This is a genomic window from Hoyosella subflava DQS3-9A1, assembly GCF_000214175.1.
GTDB classification, from domain to species: Bacteria; Actinomycetota; Actinomycetes; order Mycobacteriales; family Mycobacteriaceae; genus Hoyosella; species Hoyosella subflava.
In genome coordinates this window covers 721,763-744,951 of the sequence record NC_015564.1, presented here as the reverse complement: position 1 = coordinate 744,951, position 23,189 = coordinate 721,763, and the positions used below count along the sequence as shown (strand labels likewise).

Annotated in this window: 22 protein-coding genes; 11 read left to right on the top strand and 11 right to left on the bottom strand. The window is 63.2% G+C overall.

Annotation, left to right across the window (positions count from 1 at the left end):
* Positions 1–103 precede the first annotated feature (103 nt).
* The gene (locus AS9A_RS03465) at positions 104–1,261 is read left to right on the top strand and encodes a CaiB/BaiF CoA transferase family protein (RefSeq protein ID WP_013805512.1); all 1,158 of its coding nucleotides are present in this window, start codon (positions 104–106) and stop codon (positions 1,259–1,261) included.
* Positions 1,254–2,177 (top strand): hydroxymethylglutaryl-CoA lyase, encoded by a 924-nt coding sequence (locus AS9A_RS03460; protein WP_013805511.1) that lies wholly within the window; start codon positions 1,254–1,256, stop codon positions 2,175–2,177. Before AS9A_RS03465 ends, AS9A_RS03460 begins: the two co-directional genes overlap by 8 nt.
* On the opposite strand, the gene AS9A_RS03455 is transcribed toward AS9A_RS03460, so the two are convergent.
* The gene (locus AS9A_RS03455) at positions 2,149–3,702 is read right to left on the bottom strand and encodes an MFS transporter (protein WP_041450836.1); all 1,554 of its coding nucleotides are present in this window, start codon (positions 3,700–3,702) and stop codon (positions 2,149–2,151) included. The genes AS9A_RS03460 and AS9A_RS03455 overlap by 29 nt on opposite strands.
* Complete coding sequence (locus AS9A_RS03450) at positions 3,702–4,295, bottom strand: NADPH-dependent FMN reductase (RefSeq protein WP_013805509.1); 594 nt, start codon at positions 4,293–4,295, stop codon at positions 3,702–3,704. The genes AS9A_RS03455 and AS9A_RS03450 overlap by 1 nt, the downstream gene beginning before the upstream one ends.
* Before the next feature lie 66 nt (positions 4,296–4,361).
* On the opposite strand from AS9A_RS03450, the gene AS9A_RS03445 reads away from it, so the two are divergent.
* A complete protein-coding gene (locus AS9A_RS03445) occupies positions 4,362–5,039 on the top strand; it encodes a TetR/AcrR family transcriptional regulator (RefSeq protein WP_013805508.1) in 678 nt (225 codons plus the stop codon).
* On the opposite strand, the gene AS9A_RS03440 is transcribed toward AS9A_RS03445, so the two are convergent.
* Positions 5,036–5,893, bottom strand: a complete 858-nt coding sequence (locus tag AS9A_RS03440) for an aminodeoxychorismate lyase (RefSeq protein WP_013805507.1) — start codon at positions 5,891–5,893, stop codon at positions 5,036–5,038. The genes AS9A_RS03445 and AS9A_RS03440 overlap by 4 nt on opposite strands.
* Before the next feature lie 42 nt (positions 5,894–5,935).
* On the opposite strand from AS9A_RS03440, the gene ygfZ reads away from it, so the two are divergent.
* The 3 genes from ygfZ to AS9A_RS03425 all read left to right on the top strand — a co-directional run bounded on the left by ygfZ (position 5,936) and on the right by AS9A_RS03425 (position 8,465).
* Positions 5,936–7,090: a CAF17-like 4Fe-4S cluster assembly/insertion protein YgfZ gene (ygfZ, locus tag AS9A_RS03435; RefSeq protein WP_013805506.1), complete on the top strand. Its 1,155-nt coding sequence runs from the start codon at positions 5,936–5,938 to the stop codon at positions 7,088–7,090.
* Between the two features lie 15 nt (positions 7,091–7,105).
* Complete coding sequence (locus tag AS9A_RS03430; RefSeq protein ID WP_013805505.1) at positions 7,106–8,059, top strand: asparaginase; 954 nt, start codon at positions 7,106–7,108, stop codon at positions 8,057–8,059.
* Positions 8,060–8,249: 190 nt separating this feature from the next.
* Complete coding sequence (locus tag AS9A_RS03425) at positions 8,250–8,465, top strand: DUF3073 domain-containing protein (protein WP_013805504.1); 216 nt, start codon at positions 8,250–8,252, stop codon at positions 8,463–8,465.
* 67 nt (positions 8,466–8,532) lie between these two features.
* Here the strand turns inward: AS9A_RS03425 and purM are convergent, their stop codons facing one another.
* From purM to purL, 7 genes are all read right to left on the bottom strand, one after another.
* The gene (gene purM / locus AS9A_RS03420) at positions 8,533–9,621 is read right to left on the bottom strand and encodes a phosphoribosylformylglycinamidine cyclo-ligase (RefSeq protein ID WP_013805503.1); all 1,089 of its coding nucleotides are present in this window, start codon (positions 9,619–9,621) and stop codon (positions 8,533–8,535) included.
* Between the two features lie 80 nt (positions 9,622–9,701).
* Positions 9,702–10,685: an oxidoreductase gene (locus AS9A_RS03415; protein WP_013805502.1), complete on the bottom strand. Its 984-nt coding sequence runs from the start codon at positions 10,683–10,685 to the stop codon at positions 9,702–9,704.
* A 106-nt stretch (positions 10,686–10,791) separates the two neighbouring features.
* The gene (purF, locus tag AS9A_RS03410; protein WP_049793835.1) at positions 10,792–12,381 is read right to left on the bottom strand and encodes an amidophosphoribosyltransferase; all 1,590 of its coding nucleotides are present in this window, start codon (positions 12,379–12,381) and stop codon (positions 10,792–10,794) included.
* Between the two features lie 92 nt (positions 12,382–12,473).
* The gene (locus AS9A_RS03405) at positions 12,474–12,875 is read right to left on the bottom strand and encodes a sterol carrier family protein (protein WP_013805500.1); all 402 of its coding nucleotides are present in this window, start codon (positions 12,873–12,875) and stop codon (positions 12,474–12,476) included.
* Positions 12,872–13,561: a CPBP family intramembrane glutamic endopeptidase gene (locus AS9A_RS03400; protein WP_013805499.1), complete on the bottom strand. Its 690-nt coding sequence runs from the start codon at positions 13,559–13,561 to the stop codon at positions 12,872–12,874. The genes AS9A_RS03405 and AS9A_RS03400 overlap by 4 nt, the downstream gene beginning before the upstream one ends.
* A complete protein-coding gene (locus tag AS9A_RS03395; protein WP_013805498.1) occupies positions 13,558–15,309 on the bottom strand; it encodes an alpha/beta hydrolase in 1,752 nt (583 codons plus the stop codon). Before AS9A_RS03395 ends, AS9A_RS03400 begins: the two co-directional genes overlap by 4 nt.
* 48 nt (positions 15,310–15,357) lie before the next feature.
* The gene (purL, locus tag AS9A_RS03390; RefSeq protein WP_041451464.1) at positions 15,358–17,649 is read right to left on the bottom strand and encodes a phosphoribosylformylglycinamidine synthase subunit PurL; all 2,292 of its coding nucleotides are present in this window, start codon (positions 17,647–17,649) and stop codon (positions 15,358–15,360) included.
* 210 nt (positions 17,650–17,859) lie between these two features.
* Here purL and AS9A_RS22555 point away from each other — a divergent pair, with 210 nt between their 5' ends.
* From AS9A_RS22555 to AS9A_RS03365, 5 genes are read left to right on the top strand one after another with little or no spacing between them, the layout of a single operon-like run.
* On the top strand, positions 17,860–18,819 hold the full coding sequence (locus AS9A_RS22555) for a DUF4129 domain-containing protein (RefSeq protein ID WP_013805495.1): 960 nt from the start codon (positions 17,860–17,862) through the stop codon (positions 18,817–18,819).
* Between the two features lie 29 nt (positions 18,820–18,848).
* Positions 18,849–19,304, top strand: a complete 456-nt coding sequence (locus AS9A_RS03380) for a hypothetical protein (protein WP_013805494.1) — start codon at positions 18,849–18,851, stop codon at positions 19,302–19,304.
* Entirely contained in the window at positions 19,304–20,305 is a 1,002-nt protein-coding gene (locus tag AS9A_RS03375; RefSeq protein WP_013805493.1) for an AAA family ATPase, read from the top strand. The genes AS9A_RS03380 and AS9A_RS03375 overlap by 1 nt, the downstream gene beginning before the upstream one ends.
* Positions 20,302–21,561, top strand: coding sequence for a DUF58 domain-containing protein (locus AS9A_RS03370; protein ID WP_013805492.1), 1,260 nt, complete (start codon positions 20,302–20,304; stop codon positions 21,559–21,561). The genes AS9A_RS03375 and AS9A_RS03370 overlap by 4 nt, the downstream gene beginning before the upstream one ends.
* Positions 21,558–22,103, top strand: a complete 546-nt coding sequence (locus AS9A_RS03365) for a hypothetical protein (protein WP_041450834.1) — start codon at positions 21,558–21,560, stop codon at positions 22,101–22,103. The genes AS9A_RS03370 and AS9A_RS03365 overlap by 4 nt, the downstream gene beginning before the upstream one ends.
* Here the strand turns inward: AS9A_RS03365 and AS9A_RS03360 are convergent.
* On the bottom strand, positions 22,048–23,124 hold the full coding sequence (locus AS9A_RS03360; protein WP_013805491.1) for an acyltransferase family protein: 1,077 nt from the start codon (positions 23,122–23,124) through the stop codon (positions 22,048–22,050). The genes AS9A_RS03365 and AS9A_RS03360 overlap by 56 nt on opposite strands.
* Between the last annotated feature and the right edge of the window lie 65 nt (positions 23,125–23,189).

The window sequence follows — 23,189 nt, the reverse complement described above, 5'->3', positions numbered from 1 at the left end:
GAGCCGTTCGGCACGTAATGCAAGGGACTGAAGTCCTCATCCTGGGCGCTGGCTCGGACAATTTTCCATTGGCCCCCTCCCCTGTGTCGGGGACAATGGGGCAGTGAGCGAAACAACCCCGCTACAGGGCGTCCGCATCCTCGAAATGGGCCAGCTCATCGCAGGCCCGTTCACTGGTAGCCGTCTCGCCGACTTCGGCGCCGAAGTGATCAAGATCGAACCGCCCGGCCGTGGGGACCCCATGCGCGACTGGGGCAAGAAAGTAGACGGCACCAGCTTGTGGTGGGCCGTGATAGCCCGCAACAAGAAGTCGGTTACCGTCGACCTGAGCACCAGCGAAGGCCGCGACGTGCTTCGTGAACTCGTCAAGGATGCTGACGCGATCGTGGAGAACTTCCGGCCAGGGACCCTCGAACGCTGGGGCATCGGACCTGAGGAACTACACAAGATCAACCCTGGGCTGATCATCGTGCGTATCTCCGGCTTCGGCCAGACCGGACCCTACGCATCGCGGCCAGGCTTCGCGAGCGTCGGCGAAGCGATGGGCGGCCTGCGCTACATCAACGGTTTCCCGGGTGGAGTCCCGCCGCGCTGCGGAATCTCACTCGGGGACACCTTGGCGGCACTGTTCGCCTTCGAGGGACTTCTGATGGCGCTGTACTGGCGTGACGCGCGCGGTGGCACAGGGCAGGTCGTGGACGCGTCAATCCTCGAAAGCTGCTTCGCGATGCTCGAATCCACACTTCCGGACTACGACAAGCTCGGCATTGTCCGTGAGCCGACGGGCACGAGCCTGAAGAGCCTCGCGCCGAGCAACGTCTATCCGACGAAGGAGGGACGCCACATCGTGATCGCGGCGAATGCCGATCCGATGTTCACGCGGCTAACTCGCGCGATGAACATGCCCGAACTTGCTGCCGACCCTCGGTTCGCCACACACATACCGCGTGGAGAGAACGGCGAGGAGATCGACCGGATCATCGCGGAATGGTCGTCGCAACTGACGTACGACGAGCTCACCAGCGCGCTCGATGCGCAGGCTGTCGTTTGGGGCCCCATCAACTCGATCGCCGACATCGTCGAAGACCCGCACGTTCAAGAACGGGGCATGATTGTGCGGCAACCCGACGATCGGTTCGGTGACCTTGCCATCCCCGGCGTCGTCCCGAGGCTTTCAGTGACACCCGGCAAGGTCAACTGGCTCGGACGCGCAACACCCGGCACGGACAACGAGGCAATCCTGGGAAGCGATCATGCCTGACGTGCGCATAGCCGAGGTGGGCCCCCGCGACGGTCTGCAAAACCTGGCACACGAATTCTCCGTCGCCGAGCGCATCGATCTGATCAACCGGCTGCTCGGCGCCAACCCGGCGCTGGTGGAGGCAGTCAGTTTCGTCAACGAGCGTCGGGTACCCCGAATGGCCGGGGCGGAGCAGATCCTGCGCGAGATCGAACGTCCAGGTGACGTCGCGATCGCTGGCCTCGTCCTCAACGGCCGGGGTGTGCATCGCGCGCTCGAATGTGAACTCGACGAGATCCGTTTCGCGGTGTCCGCGACCGACGCGTTTAACATCCGCAACGTCAATGCAACCGTCGAAGCCACCGTCGCCGAGTTTGCAGCTGCGGTTGACCCGTTGCACGCCAGCGGCAAGAAGCTCACGGCCGTTGTGGCCGTGGCCTTCGGATGCCCTTTCGCAGGGCCTGTTCCGGCTGCGGCGGTCCAGGCGGTGGCTGCCCAGCTCGTGAACGCCGGGGCAGACGAACTGATCCTCGCTGACACGATCGGATGCGCGGTGCCGACCCAGATCCGGTCGCTGATCAGCGCGCTGCGCGAGAATTGGCCCGAACTTCCCCTCGGACTGCACCTTCACAACACTCGTAACACGGGGTACCTCAACGCGATCGTGGGCGTTGAGTCCGGAGCCACCACTCTCGATGCGTCAGTGGGCGGCCTTGGTGGCTGCCCATTCGCGCCCAACGCCACGGGCAACATCGCTACCGAAGATCTCGCGTACATATTGCGCAACATGGGTGTCAGCACGGGCGTCGATCTCGAATCCCTGATCGGTACGTCGAAGTGGCTCGGCAGCGTCATCCCTCAGGAAATCAGCGGCCAGGTCGCACGAGCGGGCCTTTTCCCCGAAATTGCTAGCCACGCCCCCGAGCAGCGAGCGTGACAGCAACGAGGAGCGTCGCCGCAGCGGTGATCGCAGCACCAACGCCCGCGTAAACCTGCATTCCGGCCGTGAAAGCTTCACGTACCGCATCGACGAGGCCGTGGCCGCGCGCCCCTAGCCGTTCCGCGGCAGCCACACCCTCATGGATACCGGACCGAGCGGCGGCCGCCGCGGTCTCTGGCGTGCCCGGTGGGATCGCGTCAATCAGCGTAATTCGGTATGCGAGCACACCGATCGCGCCCCCGGCTGCGATGCCGGCGGCCGTGCCAAGCTCGCCACTGACCTCTTGGGCTGCGGCCGCCGAGCCAGCCCGCTCAGCTGGGGCACCCGAGATGATGAGGTCACTGACCAGCGCCATCGCGACACCGTGCCCGAACCCGGTTACGGCGATCGCAGCAACAACAACGCCGAGTGGGCTGCTCCCGGCAATCGCGACGAACACTAGGCCGAGTGCGGTGATCGACAGTCCCGCCGTGACCACGAGAGCCTGGCGAAAGCGCGCGACCAGACCGGGCGCGAGCATCGCACCAGCGATATTGACCACGATGTACGGCAGCGTCCACAGCCCCGCGTGAAGTGGCGAAAGCCCAGCAACCCACTGGAGGTACTGGGTGAAGAGATAGAAGACGCCAACCACACCGATGCCCGTTAGCAGCAGGGCGGCCAGCGGGATTGCCGTGCGTCGCCGCGTTAGCAGGACAAGGTCGAAAAGCGGCTCGCGCAGGCTGCGCTGGCGGCGGATGAAGAGACCGAAAAGACCTGCACCTCCACCCGCGATCAGCAAGTTCAGCCAGGCGGGATGACTTGAAGCCACGTCATAGCCGGCGGCGAGATCCTGCAATCCGTAGACGATGGCGAGCATCGCAACAACCGATAGCGCGACGCTGACTAAATCGAGCGGGGCGGGGTTCTCCTCACGCTGTTCCGGTAGCAGCCGTGGGCCCAGGACAACGAGGAGAAAAAGCGCAGGAACGTTGATCAGGAAGACAGACCCCCACCAGAAGAACTCCAGCAAAGCTCCCCCCATAAGAGGGCCAATCGCTCCGCCTCCCGCGAACGCACTGAAAATCACGGCGATCGCGAACCGGCGCTGATCGTCGTTCGGGAACATCGTTCGCAGCAGCGAGAACAGAGACGGCATCAGTGTCGCACCCGCAATCCCTAGCAGCGCACGGGCTGCGATGAGCATCTCAGGACTAGTGGAATACGCGGCAACGACAGAAAGTACGGCGAACGCTGCACCACCGGTCAGCAAGAGTTTGCGACGCCCGATCCGGTCACCGAGACGTCCCATCGTGATAAGGAACCCGGCAATGAGGAATCCGTACACATGCACGATCCACAGGCCCTGCGCAGCGGACGGACTTAGGTCTGCGGTGATGGTGGGGAGCGCGAAGAACAAGACGGTTATGTCGGTAGCCAACGCAAGCATGGGGAGCAGGAGCAGCGCGAGGCCCGCCCACTCCTTCATGGTCGCGCGGTCTCCGGACTGCGCGGTTTCCGATGCGGTACGCGGATTCGTCATCACGCGGCCTCCCACCGTGCAGAACGCAGGGCGCGGGCCCACCACAGCAGCTGATCAAAAAACGCTGTCGCCGCCGCTCGAGCGGAATCAGCGTTGACCGGCTGACCCCCGTTGTCGAAGCGTTCCCAGAAGTTCGCGAAGCTCAGCACGTTGCGGATCGTCATAGTTCGTAGTTCGGCGAACACGCCCCGAAGTTGCTCGACAGCTTCGATTCCACCGCTCATGCCCCCGTACGACACGAATCCCACTGGAGTCGCGGCCCACTCGTCGTGGAACCAGTCGATCGCGTTCTTCAGCGACGCTGGATAACCCCGGTTGTACACGGGCGTGACGATGACGACCGCGTCCGCGGCCTGGATGCGCTTCCCGAGCATGGCGACTTCGTTTGCCACCGGTGCATGCTCGTCGTCACCAGGAAGAACAACCGGCAGCCTGATGTCAGCGAGGTCAGCGACATCAAGAGCAATGTCGTTGCGTTCACGCGCGCGCTCCGCTGCCCATGCTGCGGGAACGTGCCCGAAGCGGCCTGCCCGGATGCTGCCCACCAGTAGCAGGACCCGCAGTGGAACTGCAGTGCTGGCCCTAGCCGACATTTCTCCACTTCCTTTCGCACAGTTTCATTACGATACGACTCGTAACGTTACGATACCCTTTAAAACATGTCCACCCCGCGCCACCATTCCGGCGAGACCGCCGTCGGCCGCCCCCGCGATCCGCAACTAGATGACGCGATACTCAGGGCCGCGCTCGCGGTCCTCGACGAAACGGGATACGCCAAGCTCTCACTGGAAGAGGTGGCTCGGCGGGCGGGCACGACCAGGCCCGCGATTTACCGCCGCTGGCCCGGCCGGGTGCCTCTGGTACTGGCAGCAATCGCCATGCGGCTAGCCGTCCCGACGCCGCCGGACACGGGTTGCACTCTGTGTGACTTAGGTGAAGGGCTCAACGTTTTCCTTGCCGCCTACCGCACCATCAGGCCCGACGTACTCATCGCGCTCTACGCCGACTGCGCGACGGACCCAGAACTTCGTGGCCGCTACATGGCGACCGTCGTCGAGCCGCCCCGCGGGGCGGTCGGGTGCACCATCGACCGCGCAATCGGGCGCGGGGACCTCCGCCCTGACGTGGACCGCGAGATGCTGCTCGACATGATCAGCTCACTTGTCCACTACAGGGCCCTATTTGGCCGCCTCCACCTCACTGATTCAGAAGCCGAAGAAGCGATCGAAACGCTACTCCGCGGAGCTGCCGTCGATTACGACGCACTTGTCGAACACAGCGAAGCTTTGGAGCTTGAACACACCTCACCGGGCGGTAGCCATGCCCCCACCAGCTAATCCGCTTTCTCGACAGCCCGGTCGACCAGACGCGCCACCTCGACCGCCGCAGCAGGCTCGGGCATACGAATCCCATTGAGGGAGGTGATCCGCGCTCCCAGCGCGACACTCGACACCAGCCACGCACCGTCGGCGTTGAGCAGGTCAACGACCGTGAGCGCGGCGTAAGCAGCCGTAAAGCCGTACTCCTCAGCCATGGCGAACACGGCTTGCTGGGTCGTGCCCGGAAGAACGCCATAATCGAGCGGTGGCGTCAGAAGTTCGCGTCCACGCAGAATCATGACGGTGGATCGCGGGCCTTCGAGAACGTAGCCGTCGGAGCTGACGAACACAGCGTCGTCGGCACCGTTGCGGAGGGCGTACCGGATCGCGGCCATGTTCACCGCGTAGGACAATGTTTTCGCGCCCAGGAGCAGCCAGGGTGCGAACTCTTTGAGATCACTCGCGTACCCACGCTCCAATGTGATCACGGTTACGCCACTAGATCGTGCCTGATGCACCCGCTGGTTCAGCGGGCTCACCAGCACATAGGCCGTGATCGCACTACCTGCGTTCTCACGGCCCCGGCTGTACACAAGACGAAGGGCACCTTCGCGCCGGTCACCCCAGCGCTGGACAGCCATCGCCACCGCGTCACGCCAGTCGCTAGGTGCAGTTTCAGGAAGATCGAGCAACTCCGCGGAGTGCGCGAGCCGCGTCAGGTGAGCCTCCAGGTTGAGCGCTTTCCCCCGCCGGACAAGAAGAGTTTCGAAAACCCCATCTCCGCGCAGCGCAGCCATATCGTCCGCGTGCAACAGAGGCTCATCCGCGTCACGAAGCTCGCAATCGAGCGTCACCAGAACCTGCTCAGCCATGAACAAAAGCGTATTCGGCGGCGCGCCCGTAGGATCGTTGACGTGGCCGATCCCGATGCACGCGAACGAGGCAACGCTCCCGACGACACCAGCACATCTACCGCAGCGACATATTCGAGTCCGCTCCTTGCCGTACCAGGTGCTGTACCAGCACCGGAAGAATGGCCTGATCAGGGGGTTGCCTGGCATTGTGGTGATCCACTGGTCGAGCAGCGCGAAGCAACAGCCGGCCTAGTTGTGATCGATCGATCACACCGAAGTGTGATCTCCGTGACAGGTGCCGACCGCCTCACCTGGCTGCACTCCCTGACGAGCCAGAGCTTCACTGACTTACCCGACGGGGCGACGGCCGAGAGTTTGATCCTCGACATAAACGGGCGCATCGAACACCATTTCGTCGCTACGCACTTCGATGGCACCGTCTGGCTGGACACTGAGCGCGAGTACGCGGCGGCACTCCTGAGTTATTTGCAGAAGATGGTCTTCTGGTCGAAGGTCGAGGTCCGCGAAGCGGACATGGCGGTTCTCACCCTGATCGGCCCAGCACTAGCGAAAGCCATACCCGACACAACAAAGGCCGTCGCTCTCCCCGACGGCGGGTTCACCCGACCCCTGGGATGGCCGGCAGAGGGCCGTGCGGACGCGGTGGTCCCCCGGCCGCAACTAACTCGCTGGTGGGCGGAATACACGCAAGCGGGAGCGCGCCCAGCAGGCACGTGGGCACTCGAAGCGCTCCGCGTCACGTCGCTGCGCCCCAGAGTTGGCGTTGACACGGACGAGCGCACCATCCCCCACGAGGCTCGCTGGATCGGGACAGCTGAGCAGCACGGCGCCGTCCATCTTGAGAAAGGCTGCTATCGCGGGCAGGAGACGGTGGCCCGCGTGCACAACCTCGGCAAACCGCCTCGGCACCTGGTCTTGTTACATCTTGACGGCTCGGATGAACATCGCCCGATGACCGGCGACCCGGTAACGGCCGGGGGCCGGACTGTTGGCCGTGTGGGCACCGTCATCGATCACTTCGAGTTCGGACCCGTTGCGCTGGCCTTGATGAAGAGAACTATCAAACCTGAAACCGAACTCACGGCGGGGGCGCCTGGCCGTGAGGTTGCTGCTTCCATCGACCCCGATTCTCTGCCCCAATACGAGGAAGTGCAGCCTGGGCGGGCGGCAGTCGATAGGCTCCGCGGACGCTGAAGGGCCTCACCACTCATGCACTACGTACCGCTCGTTGAAGTCGTCCGGTCCGGGTTCGTGGAGGGCGTCCACCACGGGGCGCTCGTCATCCTGACGCCCGCAGGCCAAGTACTCCATTTGCGCGGGAGTATCGATGCGCCGATCTATCCGCGGTCGACCAACAAGCCTTTACAGGCTGTGGGCCTGCTCCGTGCCGGTTACAAGCCCGCCGACGATGAACACATGGCACTCGCCACCGCGTCCCACGAAGGTGAACCCGACCATGTGGCCATTGTCACAGGCATGCTCGACGGGATTGGCGCGGCTGAGGAGATGCTGCAGTGCCCACCCGATCTCCCCCTTAACGAAGCGGCGCGAGCCCGGGTGATCCACCGGGGCGAAGGGCCCCGGAAGATTTACATGAACTGCTCGGGTAAGCACGCGGCGATGCTTGCCGCGTGCATCGAGCGGGACTGGCCGACGGAAAGTTATATGGATCCTGCCCATCCCCTGCAAGTTCAGTTGGCCGCTACCGTGCGCGAAATCGCCGAGGAGCCGGAACACCCATTCGGTGTCGATGGGTGCGGACTGCCGATCATCCCTGTCACGCTGACGGGACTCGCCCGGGCGTTCCAAAAGCTTGCAACAGCGACTGGTGGCACTTTTGAGCACCAGGTCACGAGCGCAATTTCCACTCATCCGTACTTGATGTCCGGCACTGGGAAGCCAGATGTCATCTTGATGCGTACGGTACCTGGCCTCATCTGTAAATCAGGCGCCGACGGTGTGTTCGCAGGGGGACTGCCGGATGGCACAGCTTTCGCATTTAAGTTCGCCGACGGCCATGAGCGGCCCCGTTTACCCCTGGCCGCTGCTGTCCTCCGCGCCCTTGACGCCCCGGGTGCCGACAAGTTGCCCGCGACGCCAGTACTGGGCGGCGGGCAGCAAGTCGGCGAAGTACGTGCTGCGACAGACGCCGTCTCCATCTGAGAATTCTGAGCCAGCAAGCATAGCCGTACGGCAAATGCGGTAGGGTTCACATCGCTTGCGTACGCAATCGGAGACGTCATTGCGGCGCAAGTCCGCGTCTCGCGGTAGAGTGTTTGCCAGGAAGAACATCAGACACGAACGGGGTCGCCAAATCCCCAGGCCACCCCGACATCGCGCGAGGGGGTCAGCCATGGGCCGCGGCCGGGCTAAGGCGAAGCAGACCAAGGTTGCACGGGCACTGAAATACAGCTCACCGAATACGGACTTCGACCGGCTTCAGCGAGAGCTGTCGGGAACGCCATCGAGCCCCTCGCGGGACGATACGTTCTCCGACGACGCGTACGAGAAGGAATACTCGCGCTGGGTCGATGACGATGACGCGAGCTGGAGCCGCGGAGCTTCCTAGCTTCCCTAACGTCGCAACGGGCGGGGTGCCTCGTAAGGCACCCCGCCCGTTGTGCAGCACTGCGCATTTAGAAGCGTGGATGCTCCCCCACGAGGATTGCACGCACGTCATCTCCAGCGTGGACTTCATTTGCTTTGCGGACCGTGCCGATCGTCCAGCAACTCATATGGCGAGCAGTCAGCACCGCTAGAGTACGGTCAACGTCGTCAGGCGCCACCACAGCGACCATTCCGACACCCATATTGAAGGTGCGTTCCATTTCGGCGGTTTCTACCCTGCCACGCTGCGAAATCATCCGGAAAATTGGTGCCGGGCTCCACGTGCCACGGTCGAGTTCAGCGACAAGCCCCCTCGGCATCACCCGTGAAAGATTTTCTCCAAGCCCGCCGCCGGTGACATGAGCGAACGTCCGGACGTCCGTCTCCGCGATCACAGCGAGACAGTCACGGGCGTAGATGCGCGTCGGTTCGAGCAGCTCCTCGCCGAGGGTGCGCCCGAATTCCTCCACGTGCCCCGTCAGCGACATCCGGTTGATTTCGAGCAGTACCCGCCGTGCGAGCGAGTACCCGTTCGAGTGGAGTCCAGAGGATGCCATCGCGATCACCACGTCACCCGGGCGTACACGATCCGGCCCGAGCACAGAATCCGCCTCGACAACCCCTACACCTGTTGCGGACAAGTCGTAGTCCGAGTCCCCCATCAGCCCGGGATGTTCGGCTGTCTCGCCCCCAAGGAGCGCACAGCCTGCCTGCACACAGCCTTCAGCGATACCAGATACGATCTGCGCGACTTTCTCGGGGACTACCTTGCCCACGGCGATGTAATCCTGCAGGAACAACGGTTCAGCGCCGCAGACGACGAGGTCGTCGACCACCATGGCCACCAGGTCAAGACCAACGGTGTCATGTTTGTCCATCGCCTGCGCGACGGCGATCTTCGTGCCAACACCATCGGTCGACGCCGCGAGCAGGGGCTCACGGTACTTGTCCTTGAGTGCGAACAGACCGGCGAACCCACCGAGACCACCGACGACTTCCGGCCGCGTCGCCTTCTTCGCAAGTGGCTTGAACAGTTCCACCGCACGCTCTCCGGCGTCGATATCGACACCGGAGGCCGCGTAGGAGGCTCCAGCTGTTGTGGTGTTGTCGTCGGTCATGAGGTTCGTGTGCTCCGCCCCTGGTATGTCACAGTTACGGTGTAACGCTACCGGACGACGTGACAGGGCGGAGCGGCCCTCTATCGCTCGAGTTCGGAGTAGTCGACTCCAGTCAGCGCGATCGACTTATCCCACAGCGCGAGAGCTAATTGATGATCGTCGGCATCTTTACTTCTCGGACATCTACTTACCGGCCCCTTCACCCCGCCGAACTCGGAGGGACCGAGGAAGTCGTTGTTTCGCACGTCGGGCATGGCCGCAGCGTAGAGCGTGCTGTAAGCACCTTCTTCCGCGGATTTCGCGCTCATCGCGACGATCTGTCGCACCATTCTGCGCAGTCCCAGCGTCGGGACGACCGGATCGAAAAGATCTGTCGCCGCGGCGCCTGGATGCGCACCGACGGAAATGAGCGACAGGTTCGCTGATTCCGTACGCCTGGCCATTTCGGCTGTGAACAGCAGATTGGCAAGCTTCGACTGCACGTACGCGTTGATGCGGAAGTACTTGCGCCGCTTGTAGTTGAGATCCTCAACATCGAGTTTGCCTTGGTTGTGCATGATCGACGTCACCGTGACGACCCGGCCCGCGTCGGCCGCAAGCAACTCAGGCAGGAGTCGTCCTGTCAGCGCGAAGTGACCGAGATGATTGATGCCGATTTGCGATTCGAAGCCGTCTTTCGTCTCCCTGTACGGCACCGCCATGAGGCCAGCGTTGTTCACCAGCACATCAATAGTGCTCGTGTGATCTCTGATTTCAGCTGCGCAGTCGCGCACCGAAGCGAGATCACCGAGGTCGAGGTGAACAAGTATCGGCTGATCAGCGGCTGCGACCGAACTGATCTCATCGAGGGCGGCTTTAGCACGTTCGAGGTTGCGGCAAGCGATGATCACCTTGGCACTTGCGGCCGCGAGGGCTTTCGCCGACTGTTTACCAAGACCGCCATCACCGCCGGTAATAACAATGGTCTTCCCCGCTTGCGAGGGGACGTCGGCCGGGGTGAAGTCGGGTGTGGCTAGAGGATCATGATCAGTGCCAGATTTTGATGCCGTCTGGTTTGCAGACATTGTTCTCACTCCCTGTGATCTGCCCCACACTACTGATCTTAGTCAGTTAAAGCGGACACGGCAGGGCCAGATCTGAAGGATCTTGGCGGCGGGAGGAAAACTGCCGCTACGGAGTGGTGAGCGCTGTGTAAGTGCCCGAGGTACCAGCATGCCGCGCCGCGCCGTCAGTGAGTGCTGCTGCTTTTTTCTCGGTAGCCTCTGTCGAGTCGAACATCGCTTCCAGAACGTTCTTGCCGATCCTGCTGTCCTGTGACAGTTCGATTGGATAGACACCGTCGAAACACGCCCGGCACATTCGCGATGCGTCCTGCGCGGTCGCCTCAGTCATACCTTCGATCGAAATGTACCCGAGCGAGTCTGCGCCGATGGATGAGCGCACCGCTTCGAGCATTTCTTCAGTTGAATCCGCCCCATTAGCAATGAGCTCGGCGGGTGAAGCGAAGTCGATCCCGTAGAAGCACGGCCATTTGACCGGCGGGGACGCGATTCGGACGTGGATTTCCGTGGCGCCCGCCTCGCGCAGCATCCGCACAAGCGCTCGCTGAGTATTTCCGCGCACAATTGAATCGTCAACGACGACTAGTCGCTTTCCCTTGATCATCTCGCGCAGCGGATTCAGCTTGAGCCTGATACCGAGCTGACGAATGGTCTGGGAAGGCTGAATGAAGGTGCGGCCTACGTACGCGTTCTTCATCAGGCCCTGACCGTAGGGGATCCCCGATCCCTGTGCGTATCCTGTTGCCGCAGGCGTCCCCGATTCCGGAACCGGAATCACTAGGTCGGCTTCCGCCGGGCACTCGCCTGCGAGACGACGGCCAATCTCTACGCGAACACCGTGCACGGAGCGACCCGAGATATAGCTATCAGGCCGGGCAAGGTAGACGTACTCGAAAACGCAGCCTTTCGGTTCCGGCGTCGCGAATTTCATCGAGCGCACGCCGTCCGCATCGATAGCGAGCAGCTCACCTGGTTCGATCTCACGGACGAAGGAGGCGCCGACGATGTCCAGGGCGGACGTCTCACTGGCCACAACCCAGCCGCGATCAAGCCGACCTAGGCACAGCGGGCGCACACCATGCGGGTCCCGTGCCGCGTACAGCGTGTTCTCATCCATAAAGGTCAGGCAAAAAGCGCCCTTGAGCTGAGGGAAAAGCTCCATTGCCGCTTGCTCGACACTAGTGTCTGCGGCAGCGTGTGCGAGGAGAGCACCGACAATATCTGAGTCCGATGTCGCGGCCTTGCGCCTGCGACCCGTGAGGAGGCCCGCTTCGCGCGCTTTCGCCGCTAGCTCGGCGGTGTTCACAAGGTTGCCGTTGTGTCCCAGCGCAATCCCGGTACCCGCACTAGTCGTCCTGAAAATCGGTTGGGCGTTTTCCCACGTCGTCGCGCCAGTTGTGGAATAGCGGCAGTGTCCCACTGCGACGTGGCCGCGCATCGCGACCAGAGTCTGTTCGTCGAAAACCTGACTGACGAGCCCGAGATCCTTGAATACGAGAACCTGCCTGCCATCCCCGACAGCGATACCAGCGGCTTCCTGGCCACGGTGCTGCAGTGCATACAGGCCGTAGTAGGTCAGCTTCGCGACGTCTTCACCGGGTGCCCATACGCCGAACACGCCACATTCTTCGCGGGGCTCGTTCTCGGTGGCTTCCTCGTACTGGTCGATAGTTGTATCGGTCACAGAGTTCTCACGGATCGAGTCACTGCTCACTACGAGACGCTCCCTTAATGCCGGGATCGGGGGTCAGCCCAGTCTACGGTGCCGACGTGATCGCGGGCGAACCCGCGTCATAACCGGACCAGTGGGAGCCACCTCTCGATCTCTCGCGCGCGCGTCCCCGAAACGCTGACATGTCCCGCTTTGACCGCTTCGTCGAGGGTGGTGAGTCCCGCTGCGATCAGTAGCCACGTACGTGCGTCCGTTTCCATCACATTCGGCGGAGTTCCCCTCGTATGGCGAGGACCCTCGATGCACTGCACAGCAACGAAAAGCGGTATCCGAACCTCAACGCTCGAACCGGGCGCAACCTGCGCCAGTGCTTGAGCCGTCAGCCGGACCGCAGCGGCAAGCTGCGCTTTTGGCGGTTCTTGTGCAGGTTCCGGGTCCTTCAGCCACGCCTCAACACCATGGATGGCGGAGCGGACGGCTGCCGGATCAGCTGACTTGCGCCGCGAGGATGAACTCGTCACGGGAGACCACCGTTGGGTGGCGCGCCGCGTAAAGGCGCTCTCCGCGTCGCAACAAGAGCTCCGCCCATATTTACCGCCGCATGCAAGATCATCGGAGCAGCAACGCTTCCGCTGCGTTGGGCGAGTCTGTCGAAAACCAGGCCTGCCGCTGTGGTGAACAACACTGTGGCGACGACCGGATCACCGGCCGCACGCGCTGGCGCGATGTGCCAAAGACCGAAGGTGATCGCGCCCGCTAGTTGCGCGGGTGAAGTCGCGCGGCGATCGCGGTCACCGAGCGCTCGCGCCCACAGAGCGGAAAGCGCCGACCGAAAGGCAAGTTCCTCGCACAGCACGGTTCCCATAGGAATGTGAAAGACAACCCACCCCATGATCTCGCGACGTGATTTCACGTCGCGGGTCACTTTCTTACGCAACCAAGGAGTTGCGCCGATTACGACATACGCGACAGTGGGCGCAGCCGAAGCCACCAGGCCCATACGCACGCCTGCTGGCAGGCTGCGGGCCTCAAGCCGCAATTCTGCGCGCTCCACACCCATCAGTCGGCACGCACCCACCGCGGCGACGCCCACCACGACATTTGCGGCCGCCCGCTGGTGTGGTGACCATCGCCGCGCCGGAAGTACGCCATTGCTCCACAGGAGCAGCAGCCCGCTCAGCGCGTATGCAGGCAAGCCGCGTCTCATTGTCCCGCCTCGCCCGTGACTATGGGGCTCTGCCGCGGCGTGCGGTATTGCCAGATAGATCCGAGTATGTCGCGTGCCTGCTCGGTGTCGGCGTCAGTCCATCCGTCCGGCGTCCCGATAGCAAGCCAGCCGTCGAGAATCGATGAGCTGTACAGGTGGCCGTGACCGTGCGGAATGCGGGCGGCGTTCGCCAGGTCGGCCGACACCTGCCAGAACGTCACGATTGGCCGCCACTGCATAGAGGGAGACACGTCATATCCCGGTGGTTCACGAAGCCAGTCCGGACGCTGGAACAGCAGCTCAGGAGACCACCACACGACAGGATCCGTGGGGTGCTGCAGATAGAGCACACGGGGCTCGAGCCACGGTGCGCCTTCATCGATGGCCTCGAGGTCTTCGACCCGATTCGCGAAGCGCACCACAAGTCCGCCCGCGTAGGTGGGCTGGATCGCGGGGGAACCGGGGTCTCGACGCTCGGTGAGCGATCGCCAGAGTGAGTTCGAATTCACCGGCCCGACCCACAGCGCGCCAGACACCTTTTCACGCAAGTCCGCGAGCCCGTCGAAGGCAGCTTCTGACCCGAATGATCCGAGACTTTCACCGAAAACGTAGAGGCGTGGCCGCGCCTCGGGGTCGTGCCGCAGCCATTCTTCGTGCACGGCGTCGAAGAGTTCCTTGCCAGTGTCAGCGGCGACGTCCCGGTCAACGAGAAATGAGAGCGCGCTCGGCAGGAAAGAGTACTGAACGCCCACGATCGCCGTGTCACCACCGTAGATCAGTTCGAGAGACTGCATGGCGCTCGGGTTGATCCACCCAGTGCCCGTGGTTGACGCGACAACGAGGACTTCACGTTCGAAAGCCCCGGTCCGGACCAATTCACGCACGGCCAGATCGGCCTGGGCTGCGCGGGAGTCCGCGGAGTCGAGGCCCACGTACGCGCGGATCGGCTCGATCGCGGGACGGCCCGTCGCAGTTTCGAGTTCCGCAGCGCGCAGTCCACCGGAGACCATACTCCGGCCCTGCCTGCCAAGTGTGTCCCACGGCACCAGTGAATCCGGACTTCCTGATCGCTCAGGCTCAGTCGGCTGGATGACCCGCGCGTCCATCGTTTCGTTCTGGACAGAGAAAGCCGAGTTCGCGAAGGTGACCATCCCACGGACAAGAACACCGTCGACAAGTGTGATAACAACAGCTGCCACCACAACGATTCCTACCGCGTTGACCAGCGGCTCTGGCAAATGGAGCAGTCGCCGTATCCCGCCGCCGACCACTCGGACGCACACTCGCAGGGCCCGCGCAGTCAGTATGATCGCCGCGGCAATGGCCAGTGAGAGCGCGCCCGTTCGCAGGTAACCCGTTGTTGTCGTGCCTTCCATACCGAGCAGGCTGGTGATCTCGTTCTGCCAGCCAGCGGCCGCGATCAGCGCGCTCACCATCAGGATCAGGGTTGCGCCGCCGACAAGTCCGCGCAGCCACCACACGACCTTGCGTGAGGGGGCTGGCCACTCGAGCAGCGGAAAGATCACTGACCGCGAAAACCAGCTCAGAAGTACTCCCGCCGCATACCCTGCGGCGAGGCTGATACCGGAGACGAGCCCCTGGTACTGCCACTCGCGTGGCAGTAGTGACGGAGTCAGCGACCATGCAAAGAACAATCCGGCCATGGCGAGACCGGTGAGGTCGAGGCGCAGCGAGTACCAGAAGCCGTGCGCTGCGCGCCGGAGGCTGGACGAGGGAGGCGACGCCACGTTTCACTCACCTCCCCCGTGCTCACTCCCCTGGCTGCTTCGCTGACTTCAGGCTGTAGTGTGCCCGAAAAGCTCCGGCAGTGCGCCTTCAAAACGCTCGCGCAGGGTATCCAGTGTGAAGGTGAACTGTCCCTGGACTTCGACGGTGTCTGACCCGTCGACAACAACGCCGACCCGCGCCCAGGGCATCCCGCGCATCGTGCACATTGACGTGAATCGAGGTTCCTCGGTTCGCGGAACAGCAACCAGCACACGCCCCGCTGACTCCGAGAAGAGCTGGACGAACGGGTCTGTGCCCTCGGGCAGGACGATGCGGCAGCCTGTCTCTGATGCGAGAGCCATCTCCACAACCGTTTGCGCGAGACCGCCCTCAGAGAGGTCATGCGCGCCGTTGATGAGGCCGTCACGGCTTGCGGCAACCAGAATCTCGCCGAGCAGACGCTCGTGCTCGAGATCGACGCGTGGCGGCACTCCTCCTATATGGCCATGCTCAACCTGAGCCCACACCGATCCGTCGAACTCGTCCCGGGTTTCGCCGAGCAGAATCAGGCTTTCCCCTTCATCAAGCCCAAATGTTTGCGGTGTACGGCGCTGCACATCGTCGAGCACGCCAAGGACGCCCACGACCGGCGTAGGCAGGATCGGCGTTGTACCTGTCTGATTGTAGAAACTGACGTTTCCGCCGGTCACCGGAATGCCCAGGACCGCGCACGCATCGGCAAGCCCGCGCACGGCCTGCTGGAATTGCCACATCACAGCGGGATCTTCGGGAGAGCCGAAATTCAGGCAGTTCGTCACCGCTTTCGGCACGGCGCCAGTTGTTGTGACGTTGCGGTACGCCTCGGCGAGAGCGAGCTGCGCACCTGCGTACGGATCGAGCAGGGTGTAATGCCCGTTGCAGTCAGTCGCGAGCGCGATCCCCCGGCCCGACTCCTCATCGATCCGGATCACACCGGCGTCCGCGTCTTCCGCTAGAACTGTGTTGCCGCGTACGTAGCGGTCGTACTGCTCCGTGATCCACGCCCGGCTACACAGCTGCGGCGACGAGATCATCCTCAGCAGGGTCTCACCCATTTCCTCAGGTGAGGACGGCCGACTCAGCCCGGCGGACGTGTTCGCGATGAGCTCGTCCTGCGTCTCCGAACGCTGCACAGGGCGCTCGTAGACCGGTCCGTCATGGGCGAGACTGCGCGGCGGGACATCCACCACGGTTTCGCCATGCCAGGTGATTTCCAGCCGGTCGCCGTCAGTAACCTCGCCGATGACGGTGGCGATGACGTCCCACTTGCGACACACCTCCATGAATGCATCAACGTTCTCGGGTGTCACCACAGCGCACATGCGTTCCTGTGACTCCGACGAGAGAATTTCCGCCGGAGTCATATTCTCGGCCCGGAGCGGCACTTGAGCGAGGTCGATGTGCATGCCACCGTCACCCGCAGCCGCGAGTTCGGATGTGGCACAGGACAGCCCTGCGCCGCCGAGGTCCTGGATACCGACGACAAGCCCCCGGTGGTAGAGCTCAAGCGAACACTCAATCAGGACTTTCTCGGTGAAAGGGTCCCCCACCTGAACTGACGGCAGCTTTTTGCGCCCCGACCCGGTTTCGTCCCCGTCAAACGTCTCCGAGGCGAGGACGGAGACGCCTCCGATGCCATCGAGCCCGGTGCGCGCGCCATAGAGAATGATCTTGTTGCCAGTGCCGGATGCATGCGCGAGATGCAGATCTTCAACCCGCATAACCCCAGCGCAAAGCGCATTGACCAGCGGGTTGCCCTGATAGGACGCGTCGAAAACCGTTTCGCCACCGATGTTCGGCAAACCGAGTGAGTTGCCATAACCGCCGACACCACGGACGACGCCATCGATGACACGGCGAGTGTCAGGGTGGTCCGCCGCACCAAAGCGCAGCTGATCCATCACCGCGATCGGGCGCGCGCCCATAGCCAGGATGTCACGGACAATGCCGCCGACTCCCGTCGCGGCGCCCTGATACGGCTCGACATACGACGGGTGGTTGTGGCTTTCGACCTTGAACGTCACCGCCCAGCCGTCACCGATGTCCACGACGCCCGCGTTCTCCCCGATTCCGGCGAGCATCGACGCACGCATCGCTTCGGTAGTCGTCTCACCGAAGTAACGCAGGTGAACCTTCGACGACTTGTAGGAGCAGTGTTCGCTCCACATCACCGAATACATCGCGAGTTCCGCGTCTGTGGGACGCCGGCCAAGTATTTCTCTGATCTGGGCGTACTCGTCGTCCTTGAGGCCGAGTTCGCGGTACGGCTGGGGAACATCGGGTGTGGACACGGCGTGAGAAACCGAATCAACCCGGGCAATAGTGGGGCCAGTTGCGGACTGAGCTGGTGACGACACGGAAACCTTGGTCCTTTCGACGTGGCAGATCGCCGAGCAGCAGTCTACCGCCACTCACCGACACTCCAATCCGCACGAACTTCTGCCGGACCAATTCTGGGCGTTCACCAGCGATCTTGCAGGCGGGATTCCGATTCATCCCGGTGTTCCGGGCATTCGTGCAACGATGACGAAATGCCGGGACAGCGCGGCCACCGCGCTCAGACTCGCACAGCCCAGCACCGCCCGAACCTGCCTGGTCCGGTGCTGCTGACTGCTGCCCTGCTGTGGGGCCTCGCAGTATCGCTTGGCAGTGAACCACCTGCCGGTGACCCATTGTTACCCGGTCAATGGGGGCATATCGCTGTTATCGCGGTTGTGATACTCGCGATCCTCCTCACCGCGACGGCCGTGTACGTGGTGTGGCGGTATCCGCGTTCCCGGGTCCTCCGGCCTCTGACACCGCTGCCGCGGCGGAGCAGAGGTGGCCAGGCACGTGATCGTGACTGGCGCGCCATCGTCCTGTTCCTGCTGTACTTTGCGGCTATCACCGTGCTCTTCGTGTGGATCAACCGATTCTTCGGCCCACGTGAGATGGCCATCGAAAACGGCGACGACAAACTCGACGAGGGCGAGCCGCTGGAGACCCTGCCTCCGGCTCCTGACGGACCGGACATAAGCCCCTTCCTCCTGACGAGCCTGCTCATCCTGGTCGTGCTTCTCACAGTCGGCGCGATCTTGTCGATGCGAGGCAGGCGATCCAGGCAAACAACGACATTCACGCTCGAGAGACCGGCCCAGCACCGCCATGCTGCTGACCTCGCCGATGCTGCGGAACGGGCTCTCGATGCGATCAGTAAACCCGCGCACGATCCACGCGCAGCGATCATTGCGTGCTACGCCGAGATGGAAGAGGCGCTAACCGAAGCAGACGAACCCGCACCACTTGAATCCGACACTCCCTCAGAAGTTCTGGCACGCGCCGTCGCACTGGGGTACGTCACCCGAGGTCCCGCCGAGGAACTTGTTGGGTTATTCGCGGAAGCTCGGTACAGCTCCCACACAATGACGGCCGGCCAGCAGCGCACGGCGGCCGAATTGCTGCGAAGCCTGCTGGACGACGTGAGGAGGGCACCATCCGCACCGTTGCTGTAGCAGGAATATGCGTCATCATCGCGCTAGAAGTGCTGCTCCTCGCCCTGGGCGAATACGCGCTGCTCGCCACCGTCACGGGCTTCGCGGTAGCTGTCGTCCTGGCACTTTTGATGTATCGCACTCGCCGGTCCATCGAGGCGCCCACTGACACCGAAGACCCGCGCGGGGTCCGTGCGGAACAATCGCAGCAGGAACTGCTCGATCGCTGGCGGTCGCGCGCCGAGTTCACGATCAGCTGGGCCGATGGGAGCCGAGGTGACTGGGACCTGCACCTCCGGCCCGTCCTTGCCCGAGAGTTCGAGCAGGTCACCAAAGTCCGTGCGCGCGGCAACCGCGCCCAATACCAGGCGGCGGGTGAACTGTTATTCGGCCCCGTCCTGTGGAAATGGGTCGATGCCTCACAAACCTCCCGGGCGCACCGCGATGATCCCGGGCCTGGCCGCACTGTCCTCGCCGACATCCTCGCCCGATTGGAGCACGCCTAATGGGTTCCGAGCCGCCACACAATCCCAGCGCTACCGAGACAACGCGGCGCGCCAACGCCGTTCTGGCGGAGATTGAACACGCCGTTGTCGGTAAGCGCGAGGCGCTGACGAACATCCTGCTTGCCGTGCTCGCGGGCGGCCACGTGCTGATTGAAGACTTGCCCGGCCTCGGCAAAACACTTATCGCGCGGTCCTTCGCCGCGGCGTTCGGCCTCAAGTTCAGCCGCATTCAGTTCACGCCTGATTTGCTGCCATCTGATTTGCTCGGCGCCACCGTCTACGACATGCGTTCGGGTGCTTTCGAGTTCCGGGAAGGCCCGGCATTCACCAACCTCCTTCTCGCCGACGAGATCAATCGCACTCCGCCCAAAACGCAGTCCGCGCTGCTCGAAGCAATGGCCGAAGGCCAGATCACCATCGACGGTCTGACCCACACCCTGCCCAGCCCATTCATCGTCTTAGCGACCGACAACCCGATCGAATACGAAGGAACGTACCCGCTGCCCGAGGCCCAGCTGGACCGCTTCTCGATGCGGCTGAGCCTGGGATACCTCGATCCCGAAAATGAGCAAGCGATGCTGCAGCGGCGCCTCGATCGGGGCTCAAAACCTGCCGTGGTGAGCCAGGTCCTCAGCGCCAGCGACCTGTTGGACATGCGTGAATCGCTTGAACAGGTCGTGGTGCATCCGGACGTCCTGAAATATGTCATCTCGATCGCGAATGCCACGCGCCACCATTCTCAGATCGAGGTTGGGGCGAGTCCCCGCGCCGAACTCGATCTCGTTCAACTCGCCCGCGGACATGCTCTCCTGCATGGCCGCGATTTCGTCACCCCGGAGGACGTGAAGGAACTCGCGGTAGCGACGATCGCGCACCGCATCACTCTGCGCCCAGAAATGTGGGTGCGGCGCGTAAGCGGAGCGCAGATCGTGAGCGAACTGCTCAATCGGCTGCCAGCGCCCCGGATCGACGCCGGAACCAAGTCAGGGAATACGGCGTGACCACCGAATTGCAATGGCGGCCGTCACGCCTGGCCATCCTCCTGGCGCTGTGCGCAGGCAGCGCCCTTATCGCCGCTCTTATCGCGCACGATCCGCAGCTTGTTCTCTTCGCCTCGCCCTTCTTAGGGGCGCTGAGCGCCGGCGCGTGGGCAGCTCAGCGCACCCGCTGGCAACCTCCGGCCTCGGCCACCATCGCGGCTGAACCAGCCCTCAGCCGCACGTTTGAAAATGAATCGACCACCTTGTCGTGCTATGGAACCCTGGCCGGCGGGGCCGCGATCTACACGCTAAAACCAGTCGCTGCGCCGGGGCTCGATCTCGGGCAGCTGCGCAAAGACGGCACGTTCGATGCGTCTGCCACTCGCTGGGGAAACTACCCCGTACAGGTCGAGGTTGATGCGACGGCGCTTGGCGGCCTTCTCTCCGCGAAAGCGGCAGTGACTGCCGCTCGGATCCACGCTTATCCTCTCGCGCCGCCGTATCAGACCCCAATCCCGCGCACCCGGCTCCCAGACCGGATCGGCACCCATCTCACGCGCCGGCACGGTTCGGGCGTGGAATACGCCGACACGCGCACCTACCTTGCGGGCGATCCGCTCCACACCATCAATTGGAAGGTCAGCGCCAGGACGGGCCGCCTCCATATCACCGAGCGTTTCACCGACCGTGCGGCAGATGTTGTCGCGATCATTGACACCTATCCACATGCCCCGGGGCCGGCCAGCGACAGCCTTGATCGCGCCGTTCGTGGTGCCGCGCAGGTCACGCAGGCTGCGTTGCAGCGCGGTGACCGGGCGGGCGTCATCGCACTGGGCTCGCGAGCACGTTGGCTCGGCGCCGAATTGGGTCGCAGGCAGTTCTACCGGATACTCGATGCTGTCCTCGCTGCGGGCGACGACCACCACTTGATTCGCGGCACACTCGCCCCCGTCGATGCCGTGCCGCGAGGAGCAATCGTCATCGGCTTCTCACCGTTGCTGGAAACGCAATTTTCACTCGCGATGATCGACCTGCGCAGGCATGGGCACGCCGTGGTGCTCGTCGATGTCCTCGGGGAGGTTCCGCCCTTCTCCGAGACACTCGACGACATCAGCGAGCGCATGTGGCGAGTTGAACGGCGCAACCAGGCCCGCGACTTGAGGACGATCGGGATCGACGTGCTCGAGTGGCGGCACGCAGAGCAGGCGGACATGGGACTCGAACACGCGTTCCGGCTGCTCGCGAGGCGTCCGATGCGGCCGCGGCGGCGGGTATGAGCGGACTGCTCCTGCGCGCCGCGCTGGTACTACTTTCAGGCTGGGCTGCGGCAGTTGCGCTGTTGCTCGGTATCACCGCGAATGGCAACGAAGCACTCCTCGCCGCACCATCCGTCACCGCGGTCGCGGCCGCGCTGGCCTTTGTCATTACTCCGGTCGGGCTGCACCGGCGATCTGGTGGTGTCGCATCCGTCATCACCATCCACTGTCTGATCGTGATGATTCTCAGCGTCGAGGTGCCGACCGTGTCCGTCCTGGTTGCTGCGGCCGCCGCTCTCGTTCACGTCACCTCGGTGTGGGTCGTTCGCGAACCGAAGCTCGGCCCGTCCGTCCTCGGCGCCATCTTTCCCTGGGCGCTGGGCATAACCCTGGTCGCTGGAACAGCACTTGCCGCGCCATGGGACCTGCCTTGGCTCACCCTCGCAGCCCCAGTTCTCGCGATTCTCGTGTTCACCCTCGCGCTCACCGGCACAGTACGGCCTCGTGTCAGCGAGCGCCCACCGCAGCGGGTGTCGCCGGTCGCGCGCTCTCAGCGGGAATGAATTGCATGGACGCGGGCAGGCTGAACAGCCATTTCAGTCCGCCACCGACCAGGAGACGGTGCACTAGCAGCGCGCCGACGATTCCGGTAGCGGCGATGGCCGCCGGCCCGAACCCGCGAACGACCTCGGGTGTGGGGAGAACGCCCTGTGAGATGAGCCCATACGCCAACGTGCCCATCACGATTTCGTGCATCAGGTACACAGGCAGCGTCAATGCGCCGAGCCGGGACAAGGCGCGGACACCGGGCCCCCATCTCAGCCGCGCTGCAGCGAGCACGCCTACCGCCAATCCAAGCAGGGTGATTACGATCGCGGTGATTGCATACTCGCCAAGTCCTGTCTCGCGCGCGAAATGCACGGCACCGGCATAGGCGGCGCCAGCGATGAGAACCGTTGGCAGCGATGTCCGTGCGGCCAGCGCAAACAAGAGTTCCTTAGCGTGCAGTCCGAGCACGAAGAACATGAAATAGCCGGCCATGTTTTCCCACGTCCACGAAAACTCCACGACGTCAGCGAGTGAGCGCACGATAATCGCGAGGACAACTGCCGCAGCCACCTGGTAACGGGGATCAAAGCGCTGAATGAGTTTCGCGCCAGCGAAATACAGCCCCAGGGCGTACACGAACCACAGGCCGTTGTGCGGCACGACCAGACCTACCAGGATATTCAACGGGGACGATTCTTCCCCCGTGAGACTCGCACCCGGAACCAGGGTGAAATATCCGTACCTCAGCAGGAGCCACAGGAGATACAAGTAGAACATCAGCGCGACGCGGTTGCGGAGGACGAAATTCCAGCTTCGTTGAAGGGCTTTGCCCGCGAAAAGCCCTGCCGCAAGAAAAAATAGCGGCATACGAACTGGCTCAAGAAATTGATTGAATTCGACCCACGCTTGCGAGCCGTAACCTCGGGTGATCCAGAAGTTCGTCGCATGAAAAAGGACAACCAGGGCAATACAGGCGCCTTTTGCCACGTCAACCCACTCAACACGAGAATCTCGTGCTGCTGCTGGCGCCGTCACTGCCCACTCCTCCCGCTGTTGAACTTCGATCAACGGTACGCATACGACAGCGCTATGTGGACCCC

Excerpts from the sequence above, each read along its gene's own strand:
- AS9A_RS03460 (WP_013805511.1), top strand. The coding sequence starts at position 1,254 with ATGCCTGACGTGCGCATAGCCGAGGTGGGCCCCCGCGACGGTCTGCAA.
- AS9A_RS03455 (WP_041450836.1), bottom strand. The coding sequence starts at position 3,702 with ATGACGAATCCGCGTACCGCATCGGAAACCGCGCAGTCCGGAGACCGC.
- AS9A_RS03450 (WP_013805509.1), bottom strand. The coding sequence starts at position 4,295 with ATGTCGGCTAGGGCCAGCACTGCAGTTCCACTGCGGGTCCTGCTACTG.
- AS9A_RS03445 (WP_013805508.1), top strand. The coding sequence starts at position 4,362 with ATGTCCACCCCGCGCCACCATTCCGGCGAGACCGCCGTCGGCCGCCCC.
- AS9A_RS03440 (WP_013805507.1), bottom strand. The coding sequence starts at position 5,893 with ATGGCTGAGCAGGTTCTGGTGACGCTCGATTGCGAGCTTCGTGACGCG.
- AS9A_RS03430 (WP_013805505.1), top strand. The coding sequence starts at position 7,106 with ATGCACTACGTACCGCTCGTTGAAGTCGTCCGGTCCGGGTTCGTGGAG.
- AS9A_RS03425 (WP_013805504.1), top strand. The coding sequence starts at position 8,250 with ATGGGCCGCGGCCGGGCTAAGGCGAAGCAGACCAAGGTTGCACGGGCA.
- purM (WP_013805503.1), bottom strand. The coding sequence starts at position 9,621 with ATGACCGACGACAACACCACAACAGCTGGAGCCTCCTACGCGGCCTCC.
- AS9A_RS03415 (WP_013805502.1), bottom strand. The coding sequence starts at position 10,685 with ATGTCTGCAAACCAGACGGCATCAAAATCTGGCACTGATCATGATCCT.
- AS9A_RS03400 (WP_013805499.1), bottom strand. The coding sequence starts at position 13,561 with ATGAGACGCGGCTTGCCTGCATACGCGCTGAGCGGGCTGCTGCTCCTG.
- AS9A_RS22555 (WP_013805495.1), top strand. The coding sequence starts at position 17,860 with ATGCCGGGACAGCGCGGCCACCGCGCTCAGACTCGCACAGCCCAGCAC.
- AS9A_RS03375 (WP_013805493.1), top strand. The coding sequence starts at position 19,304 with ATGGGTTCCGAGCCGCCACACAATCCCAGCGCTACCGAGACAACGCGG.
- AS9A_RS03365 (WP_041450834.1), top strand. The coding sequence starts at position 21,558 with ATGAGCGGACTGCTCCTGCGCGCCGCGCTGGTACTACTTTCAGGCTGG.